Genomic DNA, 26,519 nt, shown 5'->3' with positions numbered 1-26,519 from the left:
CGGACGGGGCTGGCGCAGGGCAAATGATAGCAAGACTAACAATATCCGCGAAGGAGCCGGCCATGTCTGAAGAGTACGTTCCGCCGAAAGTCTGGACCTGGGACAAGGAGAACGGCGGCGCCTTCGCCAGCGTGAACCGCCCGATCGCCGGTGCAACGCACAACAAGGAGCTGCCGATCGGCAAGCATCCCTTCCAGGTCTATTCGCTGGGCACGCCCAACGGCCAGAAGGCCACGATCATGCTGGAGGAACTGCTGGCGCTGGGCTTCAGCGACGCGGAATACGATGCCTGGCTGATCAAGATCTTCGAGGGTGACCAGTTCTCCTCCGGCTTCGTCGATATCAACCCCAACTCCAAGATCCCTGCCCTGGTCGACCGCAGCGGCGCCGAGCCGATCCGCGTGTTCGAATCCGGCGCGATCCTGATGCATCTGGCCGAAAAGTTCGGCGTACTGCTGCCCACGTCTGGCAAGGCGCGCGCGGAAACTCTCTCGTGGCTGTTCTGGCAGGTCGGCTCCGCCCCGTTCATCGGTGGCGGCTTTGGCCATTTCTACAACTACGCGCCGATCAAGATCGAATACGCGATCAACCGCTACGCGATGGAAACCAAGCGCCTGTTCGACGTCGCCAACCGCCAGTTGGCCAAGACGCGCTTCCTGGCCGGCGACGATTACACCATCGCCGACATCGCCACCTACACCTGGTTCGGCAACCTCTATCGCGGCGAAGCCTATGGCGAAGCGGCGACGTTCCTGTCGATGCACGAATACGAACACGTCGGCCGCTGGGTGGGCGAGATCGACGCGCGCCCCGGCGTGCTGCGCGGCCGTCTGGTCAATTCGGCCAAGGGGCTGGCCGAACGGCACGACGCCAGCGATTTCGACACGCTGCCGCCCGAGAAACTGCAAGGCATCGTCAAGGGTTTCTGACCCGAAACCCGCCCGGATGCGGGGCGCGCGAAGAAGTTCACGCGCCCCCTTCCCTTACGCAAACGCCCCGCTATAAGCGCGCGACCCGCTGGGGCGTCGCCAAGTGGTAAGGCACCGGTTTTTGGTACCGGCATTCGCAGGTTCGAATCCTGCCGCCCCAGCCAGTCGAGTCATCATGATTCGGCTTTTTTCCAGTGGGTTACGGCACATTCTCAAAGCAATTTAGCTAGACTCGGCTGGCCTGCGTCAGACCGGGTTTGACGGCTATTTTGCCAGGATTTTTGCCATGATTTTATCTGTGCCAACGGCCGACCGGAGTCGGGACTATGGCAAAGAAGTCTACGTTTTCACCCGCAGCGATCAATGCGCTGCGAAAGGGGTTGCTAGCCGATCCGCAGACCCCAGGCCTCGTTTTGGAGGCTTTGCCAAGCGGCAAGAAGCGTTGGCGCTACCGCCGCCTCGTTGCAGGTACAAAGAAGGTGGCCACCTTGTTTGGCGGGCTTTTTCCGGCTCAAACGATGGCTGGAGCGCGTGAGTGGGCTCACGCAAACGACCCACACCGCGTTGCCGGACGGGTCGGTCAAGCGCACCTGCCTTCCATCGGGCCACCCGGTCGCGGGTGCGATCGCAGACGCTCCGGGAAGCACAGCGACCCGTAAGAGATCGTCCTCGGTCGGCACGACGACACCCAGCCCGAGGCATTGTTGCATAACAAGGTAATGGATTCTGTTGAGGAATCGGATGTCATAGATGGTCTGGATGCCCAAGCCGACGCCGCCGAAGCATCGCACGACCAATTGGCCCGAGTATAATGCAGCGCTCAAGCGGCGAGGCTCACTGGATGTGTGGTTCGATCCTGGAATGAACTGGTTTGCAGCGCCCTATGGCCGACCTGGGCGGCGACTGCGGTTTTCGGACCGAGCGATCGAGTTTTGCCTGACGCTGAAAGGGCTGTTTCAACTTCCGCTGCGGCAGGTTGACGGGTCTGACCCAGAGCCTGCTCAGGATGACGGGCCTGGACTGGCCGGCCCCGGATCATACGATGCTGTGCCGGCGCCAGAAGAACCTGCCGGTCGATCTGGGCGGCAGGCTCAGTGCTGGCGGTCTGCACCTGCTGGTCGACAGCACCGGGGTCAAGATGATCGGTGAGGGTGAATGGAAGGCCAGGAAACGCGGCGTTTCTTACCGCCGCCAGTGGCGCAAAGTGCATATCGGCATCGACGCGGAAACCTTCGATATCCGGGCGATCGAGGTCACGAGCAATGCCGTCGGCGATGGCCAGACTCTGCCGGATCTGTTGGCGCAGATCCCCGAGGATGAGACCATTGTCACTGTTGGCGGCGACGGTGCCTATGACACCAGAGGTTGCCACGCGGCCATCGATGCGCGCGGTGCCGATCCGGTCATCCCGGTTCGCCGCAACGGCAAGGCATGGACCGAGTACGGGCCTGGCGTCGAGGCTCGCAACGAGACGCTGCGCGCGATGAAACGACTGGGTAGGGCCATCTGGAAGAAGTGGAGCGGCTACCATCGACGCAGCCTGGCCGAGACCAAGATGCACTGCTTCAAGCTGCTCGGCCCGCGCGTCGCCGCGCGCACCTTCGAGCGTCAGGTAACCGAGATCAAAGTCCGCGCTGTAATCCTCAATCGCTTCTCGCAAATCGGAACGCCGAACTCCGTGCGTGTCTCATAATACTCGCAATTAATCATGCGTTTACGCCCGTCTGACGTTATGCAAAAAAGCCCGTCAAAACTGCCCATTTGCTCATCTACGAAATCCGAGAAACCGTCATTGCAAATGCGACTTCCCCGGCCTAGCCATGGCCATGCAGATGGACAGCGAGCTCGATCATCTTACCCTCGAGGAACATGGCGCGGCCTTGTTCAGGGGCGCGATTCTTTCCCATTTGAAATCGCTGGAGGCCACGGTGGCTTTACTCCCGGCAGAGCAAGCAGGCGTGCGGATAAGCGGATTTAGGGCGCTCGAAACCTACGTTGCCCCTGTTGGGTCAATAGGGCTGGCGGCACAGCGGGCCTTGGGAGCCACGGGCCAAGCGGTCCGCGCAATTCTGTTCGACAAGACCGAAAAAACGAACTGGTCCCTTGCATGGCATCAGGATCGGACGATTTGCGTGCGGCATCGGGGAGATGCGCCAGGGTATGGCCCATGGTCGATGAAGGCCGGCCTGCTTCATGTCGCGCCGCCATTCGACCTCTTGGCGCGCATGGTCACGCTGCGCGTCCATCTCGACGATGTGCCTCTCACGAATGCGCCGCTGCTGATCGCTCCGGGTTCGCATAAGATCGGGCGCGTGTCAGCGGATCAGGTCGAAGAAACGGCGCTTCGCTGCGGCCCGATTGCCTGCACCGCCTTGGCTGGCGACGTCTGGGCCTATTCCACGCCGATCCTCCATGCTTCCGAAGCTGCGATTAAGCCCCGGCGGCGGCGTGTGCTGCAGATCGATTTCAGCGCTGAAGAATTACCCGAGGGCCTCGCCTGGCTGGGAGTTACTTGATCCTCGATCGACGCGGACTCTCATGCTATTGGCCACGCCCCACAACGACAGGAGGCCACGATGGCAATCAATCGCGACCCGTTCGACCTACCCTGCTTTCGAGCGCACGTCTAAGCGCCGCAAAGGTTACCCCTCCGAAACCCGCGTGAAGCGCGGCCTGCGCTTTGTCCATGGCGACAAGGAACTGGTTGAAAAGCTCGGGCGCAACGATCCCTGCCCGTGCAACTCGGGCCTCAGATTTCAAGCGGTGCTGTCTTGAAACGGGGTGCTTTCGACGGCGCCGAACGCCATGATTACTGGCGAGACTGATCCTGGCGGGGCGGGCGAATGCCAGCCCCGTATCTGGGGCCGCCGCAATATTCGCCATTCAGGGCTCCAAATTGCCTCTTCGAAACCCGCCCTACCTTCACCGGCCTGAACGAGGTACGCAACGATCAGAATTCGGCGCAGCTAACCGCATTGAACGCCGAAAGTGTTTGGGTGTTATGCCGGTCTCCAATTTGAAGAAGCGGTTAAACGGACCAATCGAACCAAAGCCACAGTCAAGCGCGATTGTCAGGATCGGCAAATGATCCAACGCCGGGTCGGCGAGCTTCCGCTTCGCTTCTTCCAAGCGGAAAGCATTGGTCATCTGGTTGAAGTTTCTGAAACCGAGCGCGCCTGTGATACATCGGGAAACCTTGTATTCGGGTTCCCCAAGCTGGCGCGCGAGATCAGCGACCTTCAGGTCGGGCTGAGCGAAAGCCTTCTCACCGCGTATGACGTGCAGGATACGCTCCCCAAGTTCATGGTCGTCAGCCTGTATTCGCCCCTTCTCTTTGGCTTTCGCAAAGTCGGCGATCGGATGGGTCGAGCGATACCAGATCGCGAATGCCATGCCCATCAAGGACGCGAGCGCACACAGTGCTTTGACCACACCCCCCAACCGCGCTGTTTCACTGTCCGCCGGCGCTCCGTCGACCCAAAGGACAGCGATCGCCAGCATCACCACGTAAGTGGCGGCGAAACCAAACCGGAAGCGCCTTTCCTGTCGCGGCAGCGCGCGGCCCATGCCTCTCAACGGCTCGATAGCCGCAAGCAGTAGAAGCGCGGAACTGGTCAGTCCTTCGGCGTTATAGGCCATACGTGACAGCGGCGAGGCGGTGTCGTCGCCAAGTCGTAATGCGGCCCCAAGCGCCACCATTGTGATCACCAAGATCAGCGGCCACCATTGGCGTTGGGACCCAGGCTGCCGAAACAACGCGCGCACGACCAACCACGACCAGCCGCAGGTCGCACCTCCGATGATCGCCAGCATCTGGGAAGCCGCACCCAGCCGCGTCCCCATGAGCGTGTGAAGGCAGAAAGCCGCCGCAGCGCCTGCGAACAACACGCCGTAGAGCTTGGCATGGTTCGCCCTGCCATCGTCGACTGTCATTATGACGCGCCCCATTACGTGCATGACCTCAATTGCTTCTGGCGATCGATGTGCATCGAACGCCCCGAATTTCATGGCCGATTTCCAAATCGGCGAGATCGCCCCGACAAACCACCCCATAAGCCCTTTGGTTATTCAGATTAACGGGGCGCATTATGGACGCAATCACATCTTCCGGCTTGGCGAAGACAACAATGACATCGGCGGGCTATCCCCCTTTGCGTCGATCGGCTGTCACCTGGTTCGTCGTCGCCGCGCTGGGACAGCTGGCATTCGTGTGGATGATTCTTGCGCATTACGGCGTCAAGGGGCTGGCGGGCAATTTCTCCGGTTGGAACGACAAGCCGTTGATCAAGGGATTCGTCTCGGGCGACACGACAGGTAATATCATCTTTGCCGTACATGTTCTGCTCGCCGCACTCGTGACGACGGGCGGCTTGCTGCAACTCGTTCCGGCGATCCGCACACGCACCCCGATGCTCCACCGCTGGGTCGGTCGCATGTTTTTCTCGGTCGCCGTTGTAATGGCCACAAGCGGCCTATGGCTTACCTGGGCGCGTCATACCTATCTTTCGCTGGTTTCCGGGCTCGCAGTCTCGCTCGATGGCGCGTTGATCTTATCCTTCACCGCAATTGCATGGCGCCATGCGGTGAAGCGCGATTTCGCTGCGCACCGTCGCTGGGCTTTACGCGCGTTCATGGTCGTGAATGGGGTGTGGTTCCTTCGCATCGGCATGATGGCCTGGGTGCTGCTGTCGGGTGGCGGCGTCGGTATGAATGATAGCCTGTCTGGCCCCGCCGACGTTGTCATTCAGTTCGGTGCCTATCTGGTTCCGTTGATAGTCCTCGAGGCCTATCTACGGGCGTCAGCCAGCCGCACGCTCCACGCCAAGCGCATGACCGCAGCGCTGATATTTCTGGCGACCCCTATTACGGTGCTCGGAGTTTGCGGTGCTGTGGCGTTCATGTGGTGGCCGTATATGAGATAAGACCGTCGACACCCAGCCCAGCGACACAGAACGCCTTCAATCCGTACATTCCCGGTCCTGAATCAGGGCATCGAGACCCGCCGTCCATTTATCTCGATCGCGGTACTGTTGAAAGGCGACCAGGGGCCTCGGGGACCGTTCCCCATCTGCGAAGAAACGCCCTGTTAATCGGGCTTGTCCTGCTCGGCGGGCTTTGCCGGGGGGGAAGCGGTGCCGGCGAGCATTCCATTGAAGGATGCGCCGCTCATGCCGAGTTCGCCAAGGAGTTGGTCGATCAGCGGGCCGCCGACACGGTAGCGCAGGGCAGCGGCGACGGCGGCGTCGGCCAGGTTGCCGGGTTCGACAGCGGCGCCATCGGACACTCCTGCGTTGCCGTGGAGGCCACGTGCATCGACTATGCTGATCTTGTCGATGTTTTCCATGGGCTTGCTGGCTGCGGCGATAATCGCTGGTAGCGCATCAAGGATCGCCTTGCGCACAAGCAGGTTGGTTTGGGCTTCACTGAGGATATTGGTCGCTTCGTTAAGCGAGGCCTGCCCCGCAGCGTCGACGCGGAACGCAGCTTCGCGGCCCTCTGCTCGCACCTTTTCGGCTTCCGCCTCCGCCATGGCTTCGGTGCGTAGTGCGCTGGCGCGGGCCTCGGCGGCTTCCTTCTCGGCAGTGGCGGCGACGGTGATCGCGACCGCTTCTTCTTGCGCGCGCTGGGTGGCGGCGATCACGGCGACGTTCTTGTTGCGGTTCGCGATTTCGGTGGCCTTGGCCGTCGCGACGCTTTCTTCCGCACGCACAGCAAGCGCGCGCGCTTCGTTCGCGGCGGCCGTGGCGGTGGACTCTTCTTCCGACTTCTGCGCGGTCTGAACGGCGGTAGTGATACGGGCGATCTCGATCGTGCGGTCGCGTTCGATGGTGGCTGTCTGGATGGCGCCATCGCGGGCGATCGTTGCGGTCTCGACGACCTTGTCCGCCTCGGTCTGCGCTACGGTCTGCGCCTGCTGCGCCGTGATGCGTGCGATTTCGGCAAGCCGGGTCTGCTCTGCCTCGGCGGTCGCAATTGCGGTGGCCTGCTCCGCCCGCAGCGCGGCGAGCGTCTGTTCCTGGGTGAGGCGGGCCTGCTCGGCCGCTTGGGCGATTTCGAGGGACTGGTTGTTTGCCTCGAGATTGCGCTGCTCGATCTCGACGCGGTTGGTTGCGACGATATCGTTCCGGATCTTCTTGCGTTCTTCGATGGTGCGGGTCAGCACTGTCAGACCCTCAGCGTCGAAGGCGTTGTTTTCATTGAAATGTTCGAACGCGGTCTGATCGAAGTGGGTAATGCTGACCGATTCCAGCTGGAAGCCGTTCGTGTCCAGATCGGTTACCAGCGCTTCCTGCACCTTCTGAATGAAGTCGGCGCGATTGGCGTGGAGGTGCTCCATCGTCATGGTCGCGGCGACGGAGCGCAGCGCTGAGACAAGCTTGCCATCGAGGAGCGATTTCACGGCATCGGGATTGTTGACCGAGTCGCCGAGTGTCTGCGCCGCGGCAGCAATTGATTGCGCATCAGGCTTTACTTTGATGTGGAACAGCCCGACGACATCGACGCGCAGCTTGTCGAGCGTGATGAGCGCATCCTTGTTGAGCCGTGAGACTTCGAGCTTCACCGTGGTCAGGCGCACCTGCATCAGTTCGTGCAGCACGGGGATCACCATAATCCCGCCGTTGAGCACGACTTTCTCGCCGCCGAAGCCTGTGCGGATCAGCGCGACATCCTTAGTGGCGCGCCGATAGAGCCGGGTGAGGATGATGCCGATCACCACGAAAGCTAGCAGGATGATGCCCGCATAGATCAGGATGTTGAGCAGTGATGCAGGCACGGTGAACTCCCTGAAAGAACGAATGTGAATTCAACAGATGGGACGCAACAGCGTATCGCCGTCAGCCAGGACGTAATAAACAGGTCCTTCGCGGCGGACGATCAGAACCGTCTCGCCCGCAGCGATGGCTTGTGAGGCATCATGCGGCTCGACGAGGATGAAGTGGGCCTGCCCGTGTGCATCGATAACCTTGGTTCGTGCAGGAGAGGCCCGGCGCGCGGTACCTTCAAGCACAGTGCCGCGCAGGCGGACGAGATCATCGGCCGAGACCACCGTGGTTTCGAACCCTGGCATGATCCGCGCAAGGCCATTGGCCACCACGGTGTTAAGCGGAATCGCGACGGCGAAGGCAGTGGGTGAGGCGATCCACCAAGGGAAGGGTGCCCCGCCAATGGCTGCGGCGGTTTGCTGGATTGCAAAGCCTGCCAACGTGAAGCAGGCCAGCAGCGATGTGAGCCAGATGAGGATCGGCATCTCCTCGCCCAGCCCCAGCCAATCCAGAAAGCCGCCCGAGGCATCGCCATCCACATGGGTGTCGAGATCGAGATGCCCGAGGCCAAGACCCAAGGCTTCGATCAGCCCGATGCCAATCATTACAACAAACCCCAGCGCGAACGGCAGATAGGGCGTCGTGAGGAACTCCGCGAGCATTGGGCAAGTGCTAACATGTCGCTTGGCCTGTGTCAGGCGTGTTAGCGGCTATTTTCTATCCATTTTGATCTGCGCTGCCGCCTGCATTCCTGACATTTGCGGCCCCAGGTTGCGACGTCGGAACCAGTCGTTGGTTCACCGGCCATTGCAGCGCATGGGAGTGTCCGGGGCTGGGACTTAGCTGCCGTTCGACCTCTGTGCTTGTATCAGAGCTTTTCGTCGCCTGCCGCCGGTCCGCTGTGATGGAAAATGCCGCTGCAATAGCCGGCGTTCGGGCGCCTGCCAGTGTCTCGCCCCGGAAGACACGGCTCACGCAGCTTCCCGATCGACACCGGCGATGATCTCTTCGGCCATCCGGTCGGCAACGAAGGCCGGCGAGACCTGGCGGTTCCGGCTTTCCTCGAGGATCGTCGTGACGCGCGGACCAATCAGCGCGACGCGGGTTGCGACCCCGCTTTCAGCTTCGCCCATGTATTCGCCGGCGACGCTGATGATCCCACCAGCATTGGCGACGAAATCGGGCACATAGGCGATGTTTCGATCCTGCAGGTGCCGGGCGATCTCCGGCTTTTCGAGCTGGTTATTGGCCGCACCGCAAACCACCCTTGCCCTCAGCCCGTCGACGCTGCGTTCGTTCAGCACGCCGCCCAATGCACAGGGCGCGACCACATCGACGTCGAGACCGAGGATGTGATCGGGCTCGACGATAGTCGCGCCGCATTGGCGAGCCAGTCGCAGGCAGGCTTCGCGATCGACATCGGCGATGAACAGCCGGGCGCCGGACCGGGAAAGACGCCGGCACAGATCGGCACCCACACTGCCGACCCCCTGGATGGCAATCCTCAATTCCCCAAGGTCGCTGCCGAGGGTGAGGCTCGCCGCTGCAGCCATGGCGTCAAACACGCCTTGCGCGGTCCAAGGCGATGGGTCTCCCCCTGCCCGTCCTGGCGCTGCGTTGAGACCTGCGACATAACGTGTGACAGTGGCCACCTCGGTCATGTCCGCGACGCTCGTGCCCACATCCTCCGCCGTCACATAGCAGCCGCCGAGGTTTGCCACCGCGCGCCCGAAGGCGCGGAACAAGGCTTTGCGGTCGAACGTGCCGGATGGCCGGCGCAGCACGGCTTTGGCGCCGCCGAAGGGCAGGCCCGCCAGCGCATTCTTGTAGCTCATGCCGCGCGCCAAGCGGGTGGCATCCTCGGCTGCATCGGCGAAGGCTGGATAGGTCCATAGCCGGCAGCCGCCCGCGCCGGGACCGAGCGCGGTCGAATGGATGACGATCACGCCTTCAAGTCCGGCTTCCCTGTCATCGAGGCGGATCATCTGCTCCGCGAGTGTCTGCGGCCCCAATCGGACGACCATATTCAGCTCTCCTTGCATGTCGGCGATAACTATCGCCTGACGTTCGAGGAGAAGCTTTCTCGGATCAGTGGCTGATTGCCGGAAATCAGGTGAATCTATTCCACTTTTCATCTATTAAAGGATAATATGACCGATCTCGACGATTACGAGAAACGAATCATCCGCGAACTGCAGCGCGATGCGACGCTGACAACGGCCGAAGTCGCGGAGCGCGTCGGCTTGTCAGCCTCGCCATGCTGGCGCCGGATCGACCGGCTGCACCGCGAAGGATATATCCGCGCCCGGGTCGCGCTGGTCGATCGACGCAAGGTCGGCCTGAATGCGCATATCTTCGCCCACGTGAAGCTCAACGCGCACGGCCGCGCCAATCTCGACGAGTTCAGCGAAGCGATCCGATCCTTTCCGGAGGTGCTCGACGCTTATGTGCTGATGGGCAGCATGGACTTCATGCTGCCCATCGTAGCGCGCGATATCGACGCGTATGAGAGCCTGTTCTTCGAGCGGCTGAGCAAGCTTCCGGGCGTCCAGGAGATCAATTCGACGGTGGCGCTCTCCGAAATCAAATCGACGAACGAACTGCCGATCTTCTGACGGCGGCCATCAACGCTGACCGTATTGCGATGCTGAAAGCAGGGCAGCGTCGTCCGGCGCGAGCAGGTCAGCGGGTCTGGATATCGCGACGCGATAGGCCTCGACATAAGCGGCCAGCGCGATCGCATTGGCGCCAATCAGCGCTATCGCCAGTGCCGTCGCCATCGCCCTTTCGCCGCCGAGCAGATCGCTGAGACAGGCGACCAGCGTCGGTGCGATCGCGTAGCCCACCACCAGTGCCGCCACGCCCGATATCCCGAACCAGAGTCCGCGCAGGTCATTGGGAATGGCGATGACGCCGAAGGTGTTGCAGCTCAGCGCGGTGGCCGTGTTGGCGAGGACAAGGAGGAACAAGAGGGCCGCCCCCACCGGCAACGAATGCGAGAAAGGAAACAGCGAGGCGGGAATGGCGAGCGCGCAGGAAAAGGCGGCGACCGCCAAGGAAGTACCCTTCATCGCAGCGAGATGATCGACGAGCAGCCCCGCGCCGAACGCGCCGATCAGTGCTGCTGCTGCCATTATCCCGGCGGCAATGTTGCCAAGTTCCGCCGGTGAGAAACCGAAAGTCCGGTAAAGCGAGGGAAGCGCCCAGATCCAGACGATATTGCCGACCGCGGCCATCGCAACCTGTCCGGCCAGGAGCGGCCCAAGCACGGTGCGCTCGCGCCACAGTCTCTTCAGGCTGTCACGAAAGGCAAGACCAGCGACATCGCTGCACTCCCGACGATCAGGCTCCCGCATGGTGAGCAATGGCAAGGTAGCGAGCAGTCCGATCATGCCGAACAGGCATTGGACTCCGCGCCAGCCAACGCTGTTGCCGTGAAATGGAATAACCTGAACAAATCGCAGCAGCCAGCCTGCGAGTGCAAATCCGAGCGAGGAGCCGGCATAATCGCCGACCACGATCATGATATTGGCGCGTCCGCGCTGCTCAGGTGGAAACAGGTCAGCGACCAGCGAGAAAACGACGACCTCCTCGAGCATGCCGAGACCTGAGAGAGCGCGATATCCTGCGAGGCTTACAAAGCCTTGCGAGAAGGCGGTCCCTATCACGCCGAGCATGGTGACGGCGTTCAGCAACGCGAGCAGCATCACGCGCTTGCGCGTATCGATCAATCGGCCGATTACGATCGAGAGCAGGATCGACGGCACCGACATCGCCGCGCCCTGAACCAGGCTCATCTCGACATCGCCCAGCCCGAGATCGGTACGGACGAGTTCCTGAAACGGATTGAAGATCGAGCGCGCCGCCCAGGCGGACCCCAGGATGGTGGAGAGATAGGCAAGCCTGGCAACCGCCGACGAGCGCGTCCGCAACCCGCCAAGGGGAGCCGTCGCCATGGTTATCCGCATCTCGGGCAGGCGCCCGACGACCGGCTGCTCGGCACACCACGGCCCGGGCAAGTCTGGCTCGGCGGAGGCGAAGTGCTGCACATCATTGAGACTGACTGGTCGGTTCCGTATAAGAGCGGCTGCCATACTGGTGATGGCTGGCGCGACGAATCATAGCGCGAGTCGCAGCGTGCGCAATTGGCGGCCCGGACCTGGACGGAATTGAAAATGCCCAAGCTTGATCCCAAGACGATGCAGAAGCGCCGGCAAAACATCCTGGATGCCGCGATCCGGCAGTTCGAGAAGACCGGCTTTGGTGCCGCGTCGGTCGACGACATTTGCGCCGAGGCCCGGATCAGCAAGGGCGCGCTCTACACGCATTTCGAAAGCAAGGAGGCGATCATGCTGGAGATCATCCGGCAGCGCGGCCTCGTCTACGAAGCGATCCGCGCGGGCTCGCTCGAGGAACTGGAGGAGCTGATCTTCGATCTCTTCCTGCGCGGCCTGAGCTATGCTGACAGCCGGCTGGAAATGGAGGCCGTCACGATCGGGGCGTCGAATGAACTGATCCGGGCGGCGCTCATTGCCAATTCCCGGCGCTGCGAGGACCGGATCAGGATATTGCTCGAGGAGTTAAGTGCGGCGGGCAAGGTGGCGTTCCAGGGCGATACCGACGCCGCCGAGACGTCGGTCCTCATTCACACCTATGTGCTGGGCCGCCTCTCGCGGCAGATATACGAAACCGCGAACCTTGATGCCGAGGCAAGGCGCGGACTGCGTATGACCGTCCACGGCCTTGTACGTGCGGCGACCTAACGCCCGCGCCGAGTTGGCGCTGCCAACAAGTGTCCCCCGCGATATCGAACAAGTCGCAATAGGGCTTGCACAATAAAAATGACCGACTAGTCTGTTTTTATTCCCTTGCGGGTGGACATATGGGGGTGACGCATGACGAAGCGACTGGGTGCAAGGCTCTGGGCGGGGTTTCCGCTGCTCTTTTCGGCGGTGCTCGCCTCCCCCTCCCAGGCGCAGGATGCGCCGCCCCCCGACAATCCGAACCAGGACATTGTCGTCACCGCGCAGAAGCGGTCGGAATCGATCCAGACCATCCCGCTCAGCGTCCAGGCGGTGAGTGGCATCAATATCGAGGCGCGTTCCATTCGCTCGGTCGATGACCTGACCCGCCTCGTGCCGGCCTTGTCGGTGACGCCCGAGACCGGCATCGGGGACCGTAACATCGTTATCCGCGGTATCGCACCCTCGGGCGGTACCCAGCCGACCGTCGTCACCTACCTCGACGATATCCTGATACCCAATACGATCGACCCGGAGCTTTACGATCTTGCCCGGGTCGAGGTGCTCAAAGGCCCACAAGGCGATCTTTACGGTGCGTCTGCCGCCGGCGGCCTTCTCCATTATGTCGAGAACCGGCCGGACCCCAAACGGTTCGGCGTGACCGCGGAAGCGAGGGGGTCGGGCACCGAAGGGGGCGCTGCCAATTATGGCGGCGCGCTTGTCGTGAACGTGCCGCTCGCCGCGAATGCGGCCGTCAGGGGATCAGCCGTTTATGACAAGCGCGGCGGTTTCATCGACAATATCGATCCTTATACGGGCGCGCGGCGGACGAACGTCAACGACCTTGAGAAATTCACCGGCCGCCTCGCGGGCCTCTGGACGCCCGCGCCCGCGCTCGAGATCCGCGCGTCGGCCATGTACAATTCGCGCGTCAACGGCGCGTTCAGCGAGTCCGACCTCAATGATCGGTTGCCGGGTGGCACGCCCGGTGCGCTCCTTACCAGCCGCTTCTTCCCGGAGAATGGCTCGGACAAGTCCTGGGTCTTCAGCCTCACCGCCAATTACGATACGGGCGCGGGCACCCTGACCTCCGCGACCGGCTATGTGGATCAGAAGATCCACCGCAAGCTCGACACGCGCGACATCTACAATCTCGACCCCAATGTGGTCGGGTTCAGCTATCCCGGCTTCGACCCGACGGCGAACGGGCCTTTCGTGGGCAACCCCAACACCGCGCTGCTGTCGCCGCTGGTCTCGTCGAACCACCTCAAGCAATTCACCCAGGAAGTCCGGTTCAGCTCGGACTGGGCCTTTCCGGTGCAGTTACTGGTCGGCGGTTCTTATCTGCGCAGCACCACCGACAGCTTTCAGCGGCTGGGCTTCGACGCGCCGATCCCGGAATATTCGGTCGGCCTCTATGGCGGCGATCCCGATGCGCTGGTCGATGCGGGCTTCACCGGTAAGGATAAGGTCCGCGAGATTGCGGGCTTCGCCAATGTCCGCTGGGAATTCGCCGGCAAGCGCGGCGAGTTGAAGGCGGGCGTGCGCTATTATGACCGCCGCAACCCGCGCGTCGTGACCGACACGCCCGGGGCGCTCTTCCCGGTGGGCGTGGATGCTACCGCCAAGGACCATGGCGCGATCTTCTCGGCGAGTGCTTCCTACAAGGTGACGCCGACGACCTTCGCCTATGCCCGTTATGCCGGTGGCTTCCGTCCGGGCGTAGGCCGTGTGCTGCCCGGGCCGGTCTGCAATCCGGATTTCGCGACGCTTGGCATCGATCCATCGACCATCCCGGCCTTCACCAGGCCCGAGAAGCTCGACAGCTATGAGGCGGGTGTGCGGCAGTCGACGCGCGATGGCCGCTTCTCGATCGGGGTCACCGGCTTCGTGATCAAATATCGCGACATCCAGCAGAGCCTGGTGCTGCCGACCTGCGCCAGCCAGTTCGACGTCAACGCCGGCCGCGCGACCAGCAAGGGTTTCGAAATCGAGACGCGCATCGCGCCGAGCAAGGCGCTGAGCTTCGCGATCAATGTCGGCTACACCGATGCTCGCCTTACTCAGGGAGATCCGTTCAGTGGCGGCGACAAGGGTGAGGAACTGCAATACGTCCCCGCCTGGACCATCTCGCTCCAGCAGGATTATCGCGCGCCGCTCTCGCGCGACCTCGACGCCAGGCCCGTACTCGGTCCATGCCTTGCCGTTGCGGCGAACCGGGATGACCGGATCGGCACCGCGCGCATCGATGGCCGCGTGGCAACCTCTGGTGTCATAGGCGCCGTCGCCGCCAACAGTGACAATGGTCTCATCCTCGGGGATCTGCGCCAACAGATCCGGCAGCACCTAGCCATCGCCGACGGCATTGCTCGTGACCTCGATCGCCCGGATATCGAAGGTTTCCGCGTCGATGCCGATATGCACTTTGCGCCACTGGCGGCGGTAAGAAACGCCGTGTTTCCTGGCCTTCCATTCACCCTCACCGATCATCTTGACCCCGGTGCTGTCGACCAGCAGGTGCAGACCGCCAGCACTGAGCCTGCCGCCCAGATCGACCGACAGGTTCTTCTGGCGCCGGCACAGCGTCGTATGATCCGGGGCCGGCCAGTCCAGGCCCGCCATCCTGAGCAGGCTCTGGGTCAGACCCGTCAACCTGCCGCAGCGGAAGTTGAAACAGCCCTTTCAGCGTCAGGCAGAACTCGATCGCTCGGTCCGAAAACCGCAGTGGCCGCCCAGGTCGGCCATCGGGCGCTGCAAACCAGTCTATTCCAGGATCGATCCACACATCCAGTGAGCCTCGCCGCTTGAGCGCTGCATTATACTCGGGCCAATTGGTCGTGCGATGCTTCGGCGGCGTCGGCCTGGGCATCCAGACCATCTATGACATCCGAATCCTCAACAGAATCCACTACCTTGCTATGCAACAATGCCTAATGTTTACGGAAAACCGAAATCGTGGATGGCGCCAGACCAGCGCCGACCCACATCCCAGAGCATACGGAGCCGGCAATCCAGATCGGACCGGCCATCAGGCCGTGGCGAAGGCTTCCACCGGCAGTGCCATCACGGTTTCGCCACCCGCCTCGATCTCGCGCCGCAGCGAGCCTGCCTGGGGCATGGAGCGCAGCGCGAAATGGTTCGCGGTGACCAGCTTGGCCTCATAGAACAGCGTATCGTCCGTTCCCGCCGCCAGCGCCGCGGCCGCCACCTTGGCCATCTTCAGCCACATCAGGCCCAGCGAAACGATGCCCATCAGGGTCATGTAGGCATAGGCGCCCGCGCCGAGCGCGTTGCGGTCGGCCATGCCATGCTGGAGGAACCACATCGTCGCGGCCTTCAACTCGCCATTGGCCTTGGCCAGCCGCTCCGCCACCAGCGCTACCGCATCGCCGGCACCGACAGCGGAAGCGCATTCGTCATCGACCAGCTTGAAGAAGGCCTGCACCGCGCGGCCGCCGTTCATCGGCAGCTTGCGGCCAACAAGGTCCATCGCCTGCACGCCGTTAGCGCCTTCATAGATCATGGCGATGCGCGCATCGCGCACGAACTGCTCCATGCCGCTTTCGGCGATATAGCCGTGGCCGCCCCAGATCTGCTGCATGTCGGTGGCGGTCTGGTAGCCCCTGTCGGTGCCGTAGCCCTTGATCACCGGCGTGAGCAGGCTGATCAGGTCGTCGGCTTCCTGCCGCTCTTCCGCCGTCGCCGCCTTGTGCGAAAGATCGACCAGCAGTCCACCCCAGCCGGAGAAGGCGCGCATCCCTTCGGTGAAGGCCTTGGCATCCATCAGCATCCGGCGCACATCAGGGTGGACGAACAGCGGATCGGCCTTCTGGTCCGGTTCGGCGGGGCCGGTCAGCGCGCGGCCCTGCCGGCGCTCCTGCGCATAGAGCACCGAGTTCTGGTACGCGGCTTCCGCCTGCCCCAGCCCCTGGATGCCCACGCCCAGGCGGGCCGCGTTCATCATCACGAACATCGCGGCAAGGCCCTTGTTCTCCTCGCCGACGATCCAGCCCTTCGCGTCCTCGTAGTTCATCACGCAGGTGGCGTTGCCGTGGATGCCCATCTTGTGTTCGATCGACCCGACTGAAACAGCGTTCTTCACCCCCAGCGAACCATCATCGTTCACCAGGAACTTCGGCACGATGAACAGCGAGATGCCCTTGCTCGATTCCGGGGCGCCCGGCGTCTTGGCCAGCACCAGATGGATGATGTTCTCGGTCAGGTCATGGTCGCCCGCCGAAATGAAGATCTTGGTGCCGGTGATGGCATAGGAGCCATCGGCCTGCGGTTCGGCGCGGGTACGGATCAGGCCCAGATCGGTGCCGCAGTGCGGCTCAGTCAGGTTCATCGTGCCGAGCCATTCGCCCGACACCATCTTGGGCAGATACTTGGCCTGCTGTTCGGGCGATCCCTTCGCAAGGATCGCGGAAATCGCGCCATTGGCAAGGCCTGGATACATCGCGAAGGCGTGGTTCGCGCTGCACATGTATTCTTCCATGACGAAGCCGATCACGTGCGGCAAACCCTGTCCGCCGAACGCCTCCGGCCCGACGAGCGTGGGCCAGCCGCCCTCGACGTACTGGCGATAGGCTTCCTTGAACCCGGTCGGCGTCGTCACCGAAGCGTCGGGGTGGCGGGTGCAGCCCTCGATATCGCCCACGCGGTTGAGCGGCGCGACCACTTCGGAAACGAAGCGCCCCGCTTCCTCGATCACCGCGTCGGTCATGTCCTGGGTCGCATTCTCGAACCCGGCCAGATGGGTATAGTCGCCTACACGGACGACTTCATTGACGATGAAACGCGTGTCCCGCGTCGGAGCCTTGTAGATCGGCATAGCTTGGTCCTCAGGAGTGGTGCGACGCGCCGGTTTCAGGATCACGCCCTTCCAGACGCTCCCGCTTGACCATAAGGTCGACGAAGCTGGTCAGTTCATCGATGGTATCGGTGATGTCCGCCTGCTGGCGGCGCAAGTTGTCGATCCGTTCGCGGCACTTGGCGATGGTGACGCGACGCTGTTCGGCACGCCCGTCGCCCAGATCGTAAAGGTCGATCATGTCGCGGATTTCGGCGAGGCTGAAACCCACGTTCTTCGCGCGCATGATCCACGCCAGCCGCGCCCGGTCGCGCTTGCTGTAGATGCGCGACAGGCCGAGCCGCGTCGGCGCGATCAGGCCTTCGTCTTCATAGAAGCGCAAGGCGCGAGCGGTAACGTCGAACTCGCTGGAGAGATCGGAAATCGTGTACTGATCGCGCGCGCTGGCGTCGGGATGGTCGAGATGGCCGGTGTGGCCACGATTCGCGGCGGCGGGCTGTGCGGGCATGCACACAGAGCTACCTACCCTTTACGTAAGCGTCAATCCACGATCCGCACAAGTTCGCCGTTATCGTCGACCCGCCGGTAGAAACAGGTTCGCGCCAGCGTGTGGCAGGCTGGCCCCGCTGCCTCGACTCTCAGTTCCAGCGCGTCCTGATCGCAATCCACCCGGATCTCGATGACCTTGAGCGTATGGCCGGAGCTTTCACCCTTCATCCACAGGCGCCCGCGCGACCGGGAATGGAAATGGGCGAATCCCGTCTCGCGCGTCTTCGCGATCGCCTCGGCGTCCATATGCGCCAGCATCAGCAACTCGCCGGTGCGATGATCTACCGCCACCGCCGTGACCAGTCCGGCGGCATCGAACCGGGGCATGAACACCCGGCCCTGTTCGCGCAATGCGGAGGAATCGGACTGTGGAATAGTAAGGACCTTTCTCTGCAACCCGTGTCAAATGGGGATTTGTTGCAGGATAACCACAGATGGGTGGCAAAATCCATCCAAACGCAACAATGGACTTCCGTCGGGGCGGCCAATCGCGGATGAAGAATGCGCGGTTTGAGGGAACCGCAGTCTGGACCGCCGAAAGGCGGCGCAAAAGCGCCAAAGTTCAGGGAAAAAGAGGGGCGGCTTCAGGTACCGGAGACAGCGGAGGCTGGATCGGTATCAGAGCCCGTTGATGAGGGACTTAGGGCGAAGCGGCAACAGGGGGCTGTCGCTGTAACGCTTCCAAATTCGTCACGAGGACGCCCGGAATCGCGAGATTCCGGGCGTTTCTTTTATGCCCCGGCCGCCGTGCCGTCCGGGACTGGTCCCGATCGGCCGGCTGCATCCAGCGCTTCGTCCAGCACCCGCGCGAAGCAGGCTATACGAACCTGGCCCACACCCGCCTTTCGCAACGCACGCAGGCAGGCGTCCGTCGTCGCGCCGCTCGTCATGACGTCATCAACCAGCAGCACGTTCGCGCCCTTCAAACGGCTTGCCCAGCGCGGCGAAGCCACAATCGCGCCCGAAAGCGCCATTGCCCGCGCGCGGCGGTTCAATCCCCCCAACGACGGGGTCTGCCGAACGCGGACCAGGGCATCGACGGCAAGCGCCTGCCCCCTCGCCCGCGCTATCCGCGCCGCCAGCAGCGCGGACTGGTTGAACCCGCGCCGCCACAACCGCCAGCGATGGAGTGGCACGGGCACGACCAGCCACGGCCCCTCCAAATCCGGCAACCGTGGCACGATCAACTGCGCGAGCAAGCCGGCAAGGCCGACGCGGCGCCCGTGCTTGAACGCCAGCACCAGATCGCGCGCGGCATCGTTGTAGAGCGTCGCCGCCGTGATCCCCGCGTGCTTCGGCGGACTGGCGAGGCAGGGCGCGCAGACGAGGTGCTCTTCGTCACCGTGATCCTCGCCCAGCGGCCTCTGGCAGAGCGTGCACGCCGGCTCGCCCGGAATGGCGAGCTTGCCCCAGCAGGCGACGCATAGCCCTCCCTGCCGCGCCAGCGGATCGCCGCACAGCGGGCAGCGCGGCGGAAAGACCAGGTCGATCACCGGGGCCGTCATGGCGGCAAGGGAAGCGGACCGGAGCATGAACCGTGTTGTCCGTCTGGAACGGGGGCTTGGCAAGAGCATCCCGAACGGGCAGGCAGCCGCGCATGGCTTCCGCGCTTCCCCCCGCTCCCTCCCCGCCCGCGTCACCGCCGACCATCTTCTCGCCCGCCCGCCGCGCCGCGCTCCGCGCGCGGATGCGCCGGCTGCAGCAGCGCCCCGACGCGGCGCGCTATATCATGGATGACATGGTGGAGGACGTGCTCGACCGCCTGTCGTTCCTGCGCCACGCACCCGCCCGCGCGCTGGTGATCGGCGACTGGACCGGCACGCTCGCCACAGCACTGGCCGCGCAGGGCTGCGCCGTCACCCGCGCCGATCCCGTCCCCGGCCCCGGCGAAAGGCCAATCGACGAGGAAAGCCCCATCCCGGCGGGCGAAGGCTTCGACCTCGTCGCCAGCCTCGGCACGCTCGATACCGTAAACGACCTGCCCGGCGCGCTGCTGCACCTGCGCCGGGCGCTAGCGCCCGATGGCCTCGCGATCATGAGCTTCAGCGGCGCGGGCAGCCTCCCTGCCCTGCGCGCGATCATGCTGGCGGCGGACGGCGACCGCCCCGCCCCGCGCATCCATCCGCAAGTGAACGTGCGCGCCGGGGGGCAGCTCCTCCAGCGCTGCGGCTTTGCCGCCCCGGTGATCGACAGCCGCTCGCTACCCGTGCGCTTCGGCAGCCTGGAACGGCTGGTGGGCGACGTGCGGGCGCAGGGCCTTGGCAACTGCCTCGCCCGCTCCGGCCCGCCATTGGGCAAGGCGGCGCTGGCAAGGGCGCGGGCCGCTTTCGCCGGGAGCGCCGACGCGGACGGCCGCGTGACCGAGACGTTCGAAATCCTGACGCTCAGCGGATGGCGGACCTAAACACCGGAAAAATGCGTCCGTCGTCCCAGCGCAAGCTGGGACCTCGAGAGGTTGCAGAGGACCTATGACAGGTTGAGCCCAGTCGCCCGAGGTCCCAGCCTGCGCTGGGACGACGGTGCGATAAGCTGGTTCGTTGTCTTTATCCCCGCGCGGCCTGCGCCGCCGCCAGCCGCGCGATCGGTACGCGATAGGGGCTGGCGGACACGTAATCGAGGCCGGTCTTCTCGCAGAACGCGATCGAGCCCGGATCGCCACCGTGTTCACCGCAGATGCCCAGCTTGATGTCGGGCCGGGTCTTGCGCCCGCGTTCCGCCGCCAGTTCGACCAGCTGGCCCACGCCCTCGATGTCGAGGCTGACGAACGGATCGCGCGGATAGATGCCCTGATCGACATAGGGGTTGAGGAAGCGCGCGGCGTCGTCGCGGCTGACGCCCAGCGTCGTCTGGGTCAGGTCGTTGGTGCCGAACGAGAAGAACTTGGCCTCTTGCGCGATCTCGCCCGCCATCAGCGCGGCGCGCGGCAGTTCGATCATCGTGCCGACCAGGTAATCGAGGGTGCGGCCCTTTTCGGCGAACACCTCCGTCGCCACGCGATCGACCAGCGCCTTGAGGATTTCGAGTTCCTTCCTCGTCGCCACCAACGGGATCATCACTTCGGGCACGACCGCCTCGCCCGATTTCGCCGCCACGTCGCAGGCGGCCTCGAAAATGGCGCGGGCCTGCATTTCGTAGATCTCGGGGAAGGTGATGCCAAGGCGGCAGCCACGGTGGCCGAGCATCGGGTTGAACTCGTGCAGTTCGCCCGCGCGGCGCTTCAGGTGATCGACGCCCAGGCCGGTGACTTCCGCCAGTTCGGCGAATTCCGCATCGCCGTGGGGCAGGAATTCATGGAGCGGGGGATCGAGCAGGCGGATCGTGACCGGCAGGCCGGCCATCACCTCGAAGATCGAGGTGAAATCAGCGCGCTGTTCCGGCAGCAGCTTGGCCAGCGCGGCGCGGCGGCCGGCTTCGTCCTCGGCCAGGATCATCTGGCGCACGGCCGAGATGCGGCCGGCGTCGAAGAACATGTGCTCGGTGCGGCACAGGCCGATGCCTTCCGCGCCGAACTGGCGCGCGACCTGGCAATCGAGCGGCGTTTCGGCGTTGGTGCGCACCTTCATGCGGCGGTGCTTGTCCGCCCAGGCCATCAGCGTGCCGAAATCGCCGACGAGCTCGGGCTCAACGGTGGGCACCTTGCCCGCCATGACATCGCCGTTCGATCCGTCGAGCGTGATGACATCGCCCTCGCGAATGTCGCGGTTGCCGATCTTCGCGGTGCGCGTGGCCATGTCGATCGACAGGGCGGACGCGCCCGAAACGCAGGGGCGGCCCATGCCGCGCGCCACCACGGCGGCGTGGCTGGTCATGCCGCCGCGCGCGGTGAGGATGCCCTTGGCCGCGTGCATCCCGTGAATGTCCTCGGGGCTGGTTTCCACGCGCACGAGGATCACCGCATCGCCGCGTTCGGCCAGCGTCTGCGCGGTATCGGCGTCGAACACCACCGCGCCCGAAGCCGCGCCGGGGCTGGCCGGCAACCCGCGCGTCAGCACGTCGCGCGGCGCCTTGGGATCGAGCGTGGGGTGCAGCAACTGGTCCAGCGCCATGGGATCGATGCGGCGGATGGCGGTGGCCTCGTCGATCAGCCCTTCGCCCACCATGTCGACCGCCATCTTCAGCGCAGCCTTGGCGGTGCGCTTGCCCGAACGGGTCTGGAGCATCCACAGCTTGTTCTTTTCGACGGTGAACTCGATGTCCTGCATGTCCTTGTAGTGCTTTTCGAGCAGTTCAAAGACAGCGGCGAGTTCGCCGTAGGCCTGCGGCATCGCCTCTTCCATCGACAGCGGCTTGGCCCCCGCCGCCTCGCGCGCGCGCCGGGTCAGGTACTGCGGCGTGCGGATGCCGGCGACGACGTCCTCGCCCTGCGCGTTGACCAGCCATTCGCCGTAATAGGCCTTCTCGCCGGTCGCCGGATCGCGGGTGAAGGCCACGCCCGTGGCCGAGGTATCGCCCATGTTGCCGAAGACCATCGCCTGTACGTTGACGGCGGTGCCCCAGCCTTGAGGGATGTCGTTCAGGCGGCGATAGACCTTGGCGCGATCCGATTCCCAGGAATCGAACACCGCGCCCACCGCGCCCCACAGCTGTTCGTGCACGTCCTGCGGGAACGGGCGGCCGAGTTCTTCCTCGACGATCGCCTTGTATTCCTTGACCAGGCCTTGCCAGTGTTCGGCGCCCATCTCGACATCGGCGTAGAAGCCGTTGTCTTCCTTGGCGATTTCCAGCGCATCCTCGAACCGGTGATGGTCGAGGCCCATCACCACGTCGGAATACATCTGGATGAACCGGCGGTAGCTGTCCCAGGCGAAACGGGCGTCGCCCGATCCCGCCGCCAGCCCTTCGACCGTGGCATCGTTGAGGCCCAGGTTGAGCACGGTGTCCATCATGCCCGGCATCGAAACGCGCGCGCCCGAACGGACCGAGACGAGCAGCGGGTTGGCAGGATCGCCGAACACGCGGCCCGTCGCCGCCTCGATATGCGCGACGCCGGCGGCCACGCCGGCCTTGATATCCTCGTCAAAGGTCTTGCCGGCTTCGTTGTAGAACGCGCAGACTTCGGTGCTGATGGTGAAGCCAGGCGGCACCGGCAGGCCGATGCCCGCCATCTCCGCCAGATTGGCGCCCTTGCCGCCGGTGATCGTCTTGTCGCGCGAACGGGGATCGTCGCTGCGGGCACCACCGCCGAAGTGGAATACGTATGCGCTCATCGTAAAAAGCCGTTCCCTGACGAAGTTGACGAAGCTGGATTTATCGTTGTCGTTGCTCGCGGGGGGACGAACCGGCGCCCCCGCCCCTTATCCTTCAATGCGCCCGAAATCGGCGACCTTGTGCACCGCAGCACGGAAACGGTCAAGCAAACCCAAGCGATTCGCGCGCTTGTTCGCATCCGCATCGTTGACGGTAACGGTCTCGAAGAAGGAATCGATCGGCGCGCGCAGCGTGGCAAGAGCCGCCATCGCGCCCGTGAAATCCTCCGCCGCGACAGCGGCTTCGGCGCGTGGGCTAGCAACGGCCAGCGCCTCGATCAGCGCCTGTTCGGCCGGCTCGGGCGTGTAGGCCAGCATGGTGGGCGAATGCGCCATCTGGTCGGCGATGCCTTCGAACGCGGGATCGTCCACCATCACCAGCGGGTCTTCCTCGCCATCGGGCGGGATGATGTCGGCGGCGGAGAAGCCTTCCTTCTTGAGGATGTTCGCCGCGCGCTTGTACCCGGCCAGCAGGTTCGCGCCGTCCTCGGTGCCGATGAACGCCTGCAGCGCATGGACGCGGGCGAGCAGGCGGACCAGATCGTCCTCGCCGCCGAGCGCGAACACGGCATCGATCAGATCGTGGCGCACGCCGGCTTCGCGTTGCTGAACCTTGAGGCGATCGGCGAAGAAGGCGAGGAGTTTGTTTGAACCTTCGAATGCTCTCTGAATGAACTTTACGATCTGGTTAAAGAATACGCTATTCCTATCCTCATTAACCAACTTTGCCCGCACAACCTCTGCAACAGACTCTGGATCACTATCGGTTAAGTGGAGTGCTCCAACGAGAGCATCGCGAGTAAATTCCATTGTTGAATGGATTGGTACTGCTGCCATTCGGGAAGTTGGCATCTTTAGAGTGTTTTTGAGACTCAATCTAAGCGAGTTAGCGAGAATCAAGTTGATCACCCCGAGAGCAGCTCGCCTTAAAGCAAACGGATCTTTGGAGCCTGTTGGCGCCTCGCCCACCGAAAACATCGCAACCAGCGTATCCAGCTTATCCGCCAGCGCCACGGCCACCGTTACCGGCGCGGTGGGCACCTCGTCGCCCTGCCCGACCGGCTTGTAGTGATCGCGGATCGCGTCGGCCACGGCATCGGGCAGGCCTTCGGCGCGGGCGTAGTATCCGCCCATAAGGCCCTGGAGTTCGGGGAATTCCCCGACCATCTCGGTAACGAGATCGGCCTTGCACAGCCGCGCGGCGAGTTCAGCCTGGTCCGCCAGTTGCTCTTTCGTCATGCCAGCGGACGCTGGCATCCCGAGTCTTTGCGCGTCGCCGCCCGAGACCCCAGCGTGCGCTGGGGTGACGATGGTTGCGGGGGCAGGATTGGAACCTACGATGCCCTCTTCCACCAGCCAGCGCGCCAGCTTCGCCACGCGCTCCACCTTGTCGGCGACGGAGCCAAGCTTTTCGTGGAAAGTGATCCGCGCCAGTTTCTCGGCGTGAACCGAAAGCGGCATCTTGCGGTCCTGCTGCCAGAAGAAGCGCGCGTCCGAAAGGCGGGCGGCCAGCACCTTGCGGTTGCCGGCAACGATCTCCGCCCCGCCATCGCTCGGCACGATGTTGGCGGTGCAGACGAAGGCGTTGGCGAGCTTTCCATCGGCGTCGCGGCAGATGAAATATTTCTGGTTGGTCCGCGCGGTTAGCTGGATGACTTCTGGCGGAACCTCAAGAAATTCCGCGTCGAAGCGGCCCAACAGTGGCACCGGCCATTCGGTGAGGCCGGCGTTTTCCACCACCAGCCCTTCATCCTCCACCAGCGTCAGCCCGGCGGCGCTGGCCACGGCACGCGCCTGTTCGCGCACGATGCCTTCGCGCTCCGCGTGATCGACCAGCACATGCGCCTCGCGCAGCTTGGCCGCGTAATCGTCCACGCCATCAATGGTGATTTCGCCGGGCGCGTGGAAGCGGTGGCCGCGCGTGATCCGGCCGGCGCGAATGCCGCCGACCTCGCAATCAACCACTTCGCCATCGAGCAGCGCCACGATCGCGGAGAGCGGGCGCACCCAGCGCAGGCTTTCGGTGGAGAGCGAGGCCGCACCCCAGCGCTGGCTCTTGGGCCATGGAAACGCGCGGACGATGGCGGGGATCGCCTCCGCCAGCACATCGGCGGTGGCGCGGCCTGGCTTCTCGCTGACCGCGAACCACACGCCATCGCGCTCGGTCAACTGGTCCTTGGTCAGTCCGGTCTTGCGCAGGAAGCCTTCGAGCGCCTGTTCGGGCGCGGAGGTGCGCGGCCCCTTCACTTCCTCGCTCACCGCCTCGGTCGCGGCGGGCAGGCCACGCGCGATCAGCGCAAGGCGGCGCGGCGTGGTCCAGATGGTAAGGTCGCCCACCGCGAGGCCGGCGACGGCAAGGTGATCGCGGAACAGCTTTTCCAGCGAGGCGCGCGCGCCGGCCTGCATCCGCGCGGGAATTTCCTCGCAGCGCAGTTCAAGGAGAAATTCAGTCATGATTTTCTCCGCAGCCCGCGCGAAAGCGGGGGCCTCGTGGCCCAGGGAAAGCGATCCCAGCTTGCGCTGGGATGACGCGGTCATACGCATCCATCATGCCGTCCACCCCGGATAGGCCTGCGCCCATTCGTCCTTGAATTTGTCCATGTAGGCCTCGCACGATCCCCGCGCGAGGTCGCGCACGCGGCCCATGTAGCTGGCGCGTTCCTGCACCGAGATCACGCCGCGCGCCTGCAGCAGGTTGAACAGGTGGCTGGCCTCGATCGCCTGTTCGTAGGCCGCGATCGGCACGCCGGCATCGAGCGAGCGGCGGCATTCCTCCTCGGCGCGGCGGAATCCTTCGAACAGGCTGTCGGTATCGGCAACCTCGAAGTTCCACTTCGACATCTCGCGCTCGTTCTCAAGGAACACGTCGCCATATGAGACGCCGTGATTGTTGAACGCGAGATCGTAAACGTTATCGACGCCCTGGATGTACATCGCCAGGCGTTCCAGCCCGTAGGTCAGTTCGCCCGCCACCGGCTTGCAATCGAACCCGCCCATCTGCTGGAAATAAGTGAACTGGGTGACTTCCATGCCGTCGCACCAGACTTCCCAACCCAGCCCCCACGCGCCGAGCGTCGGCGATTCCCAGTCGTCCTCCACGAAGCGGATGTCGTGCAGCAGCGGATCGACGCCGATCGTGCGCAGACTTTCGAGGTAAAGCTCCTGCAGGTTTTCCGGGCTGGGCTTCAGGATCACCTGGTACTGGTAATAGTGCTGAAGCCGGTTCGGGTTCTCGCCATAGCGCCCGTCGGTGGGCCGGCGGCAGGGCTGCACGAACGCGGCGTTCCACGGCTGCGGACCCAGCGCGCGCAGCGTGGTGGCGGGATGGAACGTGCCCGCGCCCATGCGCATGTCATAAGGCTGGAGGATCAGGCAGCCCTGTTCGCTCCAGAACGCGTGAAGGCGCAGGATTATATCCTGCAGGCTGAGCGGCCCCGTGGGGGATGCTTGGGTATGATCGGCCATGGCCCGCGCCT

20 protein-coding genes, 1 tRNA gene and 3 pseudogenes are annotated in these 26,519 nt (G+C 63.8%); 11 read left to right on the top strand and 13 right to left on the bottom strand.

Translation table 11 applies throughout. From position 1 onward, the window contains the following. Window positions 1-62: 62 nt before the first annotated feature. From yghU to FA702_RS23565, 6 genes and pseudogenes are all read left to right on the top strand, one after another. Window positions 63-929 carry a glutathione-dependent disulfide-bond oxidoreductase gene (gene yghU / locus FA702_RS17500; protein ID WP_136957134.1) on the top strand — a complete coding sequence of 289 codons (867 nt, stop codon included), beginning with the start codon at window positions 63-65 and terminating at the stop codon, window positions 927-929. An 89-nt stretch (window positions 930-1,018) separates the two neighbouring features. Continuing rightward, a tRNA-Gln gene (locus FA702_RS17495) sits at window positions 1,019-1,093 on the top strand. A 162-nt stretch (window positions 1,094-1,255) separates the two neighbouring features. After that, a complete protein-coding gene (locus FA702_RS23570) occupies window positions 1,256-1,588 on the top strand; it encodes an Arm DNA-binding domain-containing protein (protein ID WP_370385483.1) in 333 nt (110 codons plus the stop codon). Between the two features lie 100 nt (window positions 1,589-1,688). Further along, window positions 1,689-2,622, top strand: a pseudogene (locus FA702_RS17490) (IS5 family transposase). 127 nt (window positions 2,623-2,749) lie between these two features. Next, a complete protein-coding gene (locus FA702_RS17485) occupies window positions 2,750-3,445 on the top strand; it encodes a phytanoyl-CoA dioxygenase family protein (RefSeq protein ID WP_255504641.1) in 696 nt (231 codons plus the stop codon). Then, window positions 3,342-3,704, top strand: a complete 363-nt coding sequence (locus FA702_RS23565) for an SEC-C metal-binding domain-containing protein (protein ID WP_370385482.1) — start codon at window positions 3,342-3,344, stop codon at window positions 3,702-3,704. The genes FA702_RS17485 and FA702_RS23565 overlap by 104 nt, the downstream gene beginning before the upstream one ends. Before the next feature lie 147 nt (window positions 3,705-3,851). On the opposite strand, the gene FA702_RS17475 is transcribed toward FA702_RS23565, so the two are convergent. Beyond that, on the bottom strand, window positions 3,852-4,937 hold the full coding sequence (locus tag FA702_RS17475) for an AraC family transcriptional regulator (protein WP_210417566.1): 1,086 nt from the start codon (window positions 4,935-4,937) through the stop codon (window positions 3,852-3,854). 80 nt (window positions 4,938-5,017) lie between these two features. Here FA702_RS17475 and FA702_RS17470 point away from each other — a divergent pair, with 80 nt between their 5' ends. Continuing rightward, entirely contained in the window at window positions 5,018-5,851 is an 834-nt protein-coding gene (locus tag FA702_RS17470; protein ID WP_136957132.1) for a DUF2306 domain-containing protein, read from the top strand. Window positions 5,852-6,015: 164 nt separating this feature from the next. Here FA702_RS17470 and FA702_RS17465 read toward each other — a convergent pair whose 3' ends face one another. The 3 genes from FA702_RS17465 to FA702_RS17455 all read right to left on the bottom strand — a co-directional run bounded on the left by FA702_RS17465 (window position 6,016) and on the right by FA702_RS17455 (window position 9,717). After that, window positions 6,016-7,704 carry a flotillin family protein gene (locus tag FA702_RS17465; RefSeq protein WP_136957131.1) on the bottom strand — a complete coding sequence of 563 codons (1,689 nt, stop codon included), beginning with the start codon at window positions 7,702-7,704 and terminating at the stop codon, window positions 6,016-6,018. A gap of 30 nt (window positions 7,705-7,734) precedes the next feature. Next, window positions 7,735-8,355 (bottom strand): OB-fold-containig protein, encoded by a 621-nt coding sequence (locus FA702_RS17460; RefSeq protein WP_136957130.1) that lies wholly within the window; start codon window positions 8,353-8,355, stop codon window positions 7,735-7,737. A gap of 309 nt (window positions 8,356-8,664) precedes the next feature. Then, the gene (locus tag FA702_RS17455) at window positions 8,665-9,717 is read right to left on the bottom strand and encodes a Glu/Leu/Phe/Val dehydrogenase dimerization domain-containing protein (RefSeq protein WP_136957129.1); all 1,053 of its coding nucleotides are present in this window, start codon (window positions 9,715-9,717) and stop codon (window positions 8,665-8,667) included. Between the two features lie 126 nt (window positions 9,718-9,843). On the opposite strand from FA702_RS17455, the gene FA702_RS17450 reads away from it, so the two are divergent. Then, window positions 9,844-10,308, top strand: coding sequence for an Lrp/AsnC family transcriptional regulator (locus FA702_RS17450; protein WP_136957128.1), 465 nt, complete (start codon window positions 9,844-9,846; stop codon window positions 10,306-10,308). Window positions 10,309-10,317: 9 nt separating this feature from the next. On the opposite strand, the gene FA702_RS17445 is transcribed toward FA702_RS17450, so the two are convergent. After that, entirely contained in the window at window positions 10,318-11,787 is a 1,470-nt protein-coding gene (locus tag FA702_RS17445; RefSeq protein ID WP_136957127.1) for an MFS transporter, read from the bottom strand. 51 nt (window positions 11,788-11,838) lie between these two features. Between FA702_RS17445 and FA702_RS17440 the strand changes: the two genes are divergently transcribed. Together FA702_RS17440 and FA702_RS23560 are read left to right on the top strand one after the other, a co-directional pair. Then, entirely contained in the window at window positions 11,839-12,456 is a 618-nt protein-coding gene (locus FA702_RS17440) for a TetR/AcrR family transcriptional regulator (protein ID WP_136957126.1), read from the top strand. A gap of 132 nt (window positions 12,457-12,588) precedes the next feature. Next, window positions 12,589-14,532, top strand: a pseudogene (locus tag FA702_RS23560) (TonB-dependent receptor); the annotation flags it as partial. A gap of 60 nt (window positions 14,533-14,592) precedes the next feature. Here the strand turns inward: FA702_RS23560 and FA702_RS23280 are convergent. The 5 genes and pseudogenes from FA702_RS23280 to FA702_RS17410 all read right to left on the bottom strand — a co-directional run. Further along, window positions 14,593-15,304: pseudogene (locus tag FA702_RS23280) on the bottom strand (IS5 family transposase); the annotation flags it as partial. Between the two features lie 159 nt (window positions 15,305-15,463). Further along, on the bottom strand, window positions 15,464-17,269 hold the full coding sequence (locus FA702_RS17425) for an acyl-CoA dehydrogenase C-terminal domain-containing protein (protein ID WP_136957125.1): 1,806 nt from the start codon (window positions 17,267-17,269) through the stop codon (window positions 15,464-15,466). Window positions 17,270-17,279: 10 nt separating this feature from the next. Next, complete coding sequence (locus FA702_RS17420) at window positions 17,280-17,756, bottom strand: MerR family DNA-binding transcriptional regulator (RefSeq protein ID WP_136957124.1); 477 nt, start codon at window positions 17,754-17,756, stop codon at window positions 17,280-17,282. A 32-nt stretch (window positions 17,757-17,788) separates the two neighbouring features. After that, window positions 17,789-18,124, bottom strand: a complete 336-nt coding sequence (hisI, locus tag FA702_RS17415) for a phosphoribosyl-AMP cyclohydrolase (RefSeq protein WP_255504640.1) — start codon at window positions 18,122-18,124, stop codon at window positions 17,789-17,791. 404 nt (window positions 18,125-18,528) lie between these two features. Then, window positions 18,529-19,329, bottom strand: a complete 801-nt coding sequence (locus FA702_RS17410) for a ComF family protein (protein WP_210417565.1) — start codon at window positions 19,327-19,329, stop codon at window positions 18,529-18,531. 65 nt (window positions 19,330-19,394) lie between these two features. Here FA702_RS17410 and FA702_RS17405 point away from each other — a divergent pair, with 65 nt between their 5' ends. Then, the gene (locus FA702_RS17405; protein WP_255504639.1) at window positions 19,395-20,201 is read left to right on the top strand and encodes a class I SAM-dependent methyltransferase; all 807 of its coding nucleotides are present in this window, start codon (window positions 19,395-19,397) and stop codon (window positions 20,199-20,201) included. 139 nt (window positions 20,202-20,340) lie between these two features. Here FA702_RS17405 and ppdK read toward each other — a convergent pair whose 3' ends face one another. The 3 genes from ppdK to FA702_RS17390 all read right to left on the bottom strand — a co-directional run bounded on the left by ppdK (window position 20,341) and on the right by FA702_RS17390 (window position 26,508). Then, window positions 20,341-23,004, bottom strand: a complete 2,664-nt coding sequence (gene ppdK / locus FA702_RS17400; RefSeq protein ID WP_136957122.1) for a pyruvate, phosphate dikinase — start codon at window positions 23,002-23,004, stop codon at window positions 20,341-20,343. A gap of 87 nt (window positions 23,005-23,091) precedes the next feature. After that, window positions 23,092-25,497 (bottom strand): glycine--tRNA ligase subunit beta, encoded by a 2,406-nt coding sequence (glyS, locus tag FA702_RS17395; RefSeq protein ID WP_136957121.1) that lies wholly within the window; start codon window positions 25,495-25,497, stop codon window positions 23,092-23,094. Between the two features lie 93 nt (window positions 25,498-25,590). Next, window positions 25,591-26,508 (bottom strand): glycine--tRNA ligase subunit alpha, encoded by a 918-nt coding sequence (locus FA702_RS17390; protein WP_124809602.1) that lies wholly within the window; start codon window positions 26,506-26,508, stop codon window positions 25,591-25,593. Between the last annotated feature and the right edge of the window lie 11 nt (window positions 26,509-26,519).

The sequence above is a fragment of the Novosphingobium sp. EMRT-2 genome, assembly GCF_005145025.1.
Taxonomy (GTDB): domain Bacteria; phylum Pseudomonadota; class Alphaproteobacteria; order Sphingomonadales; family Sphingomonadaceae; genus Novosphingobium.
Note: the sequence above shows the minus strand (reverse complement) of the source record. Positions and strands in the feature narration are given on the sequence as shown.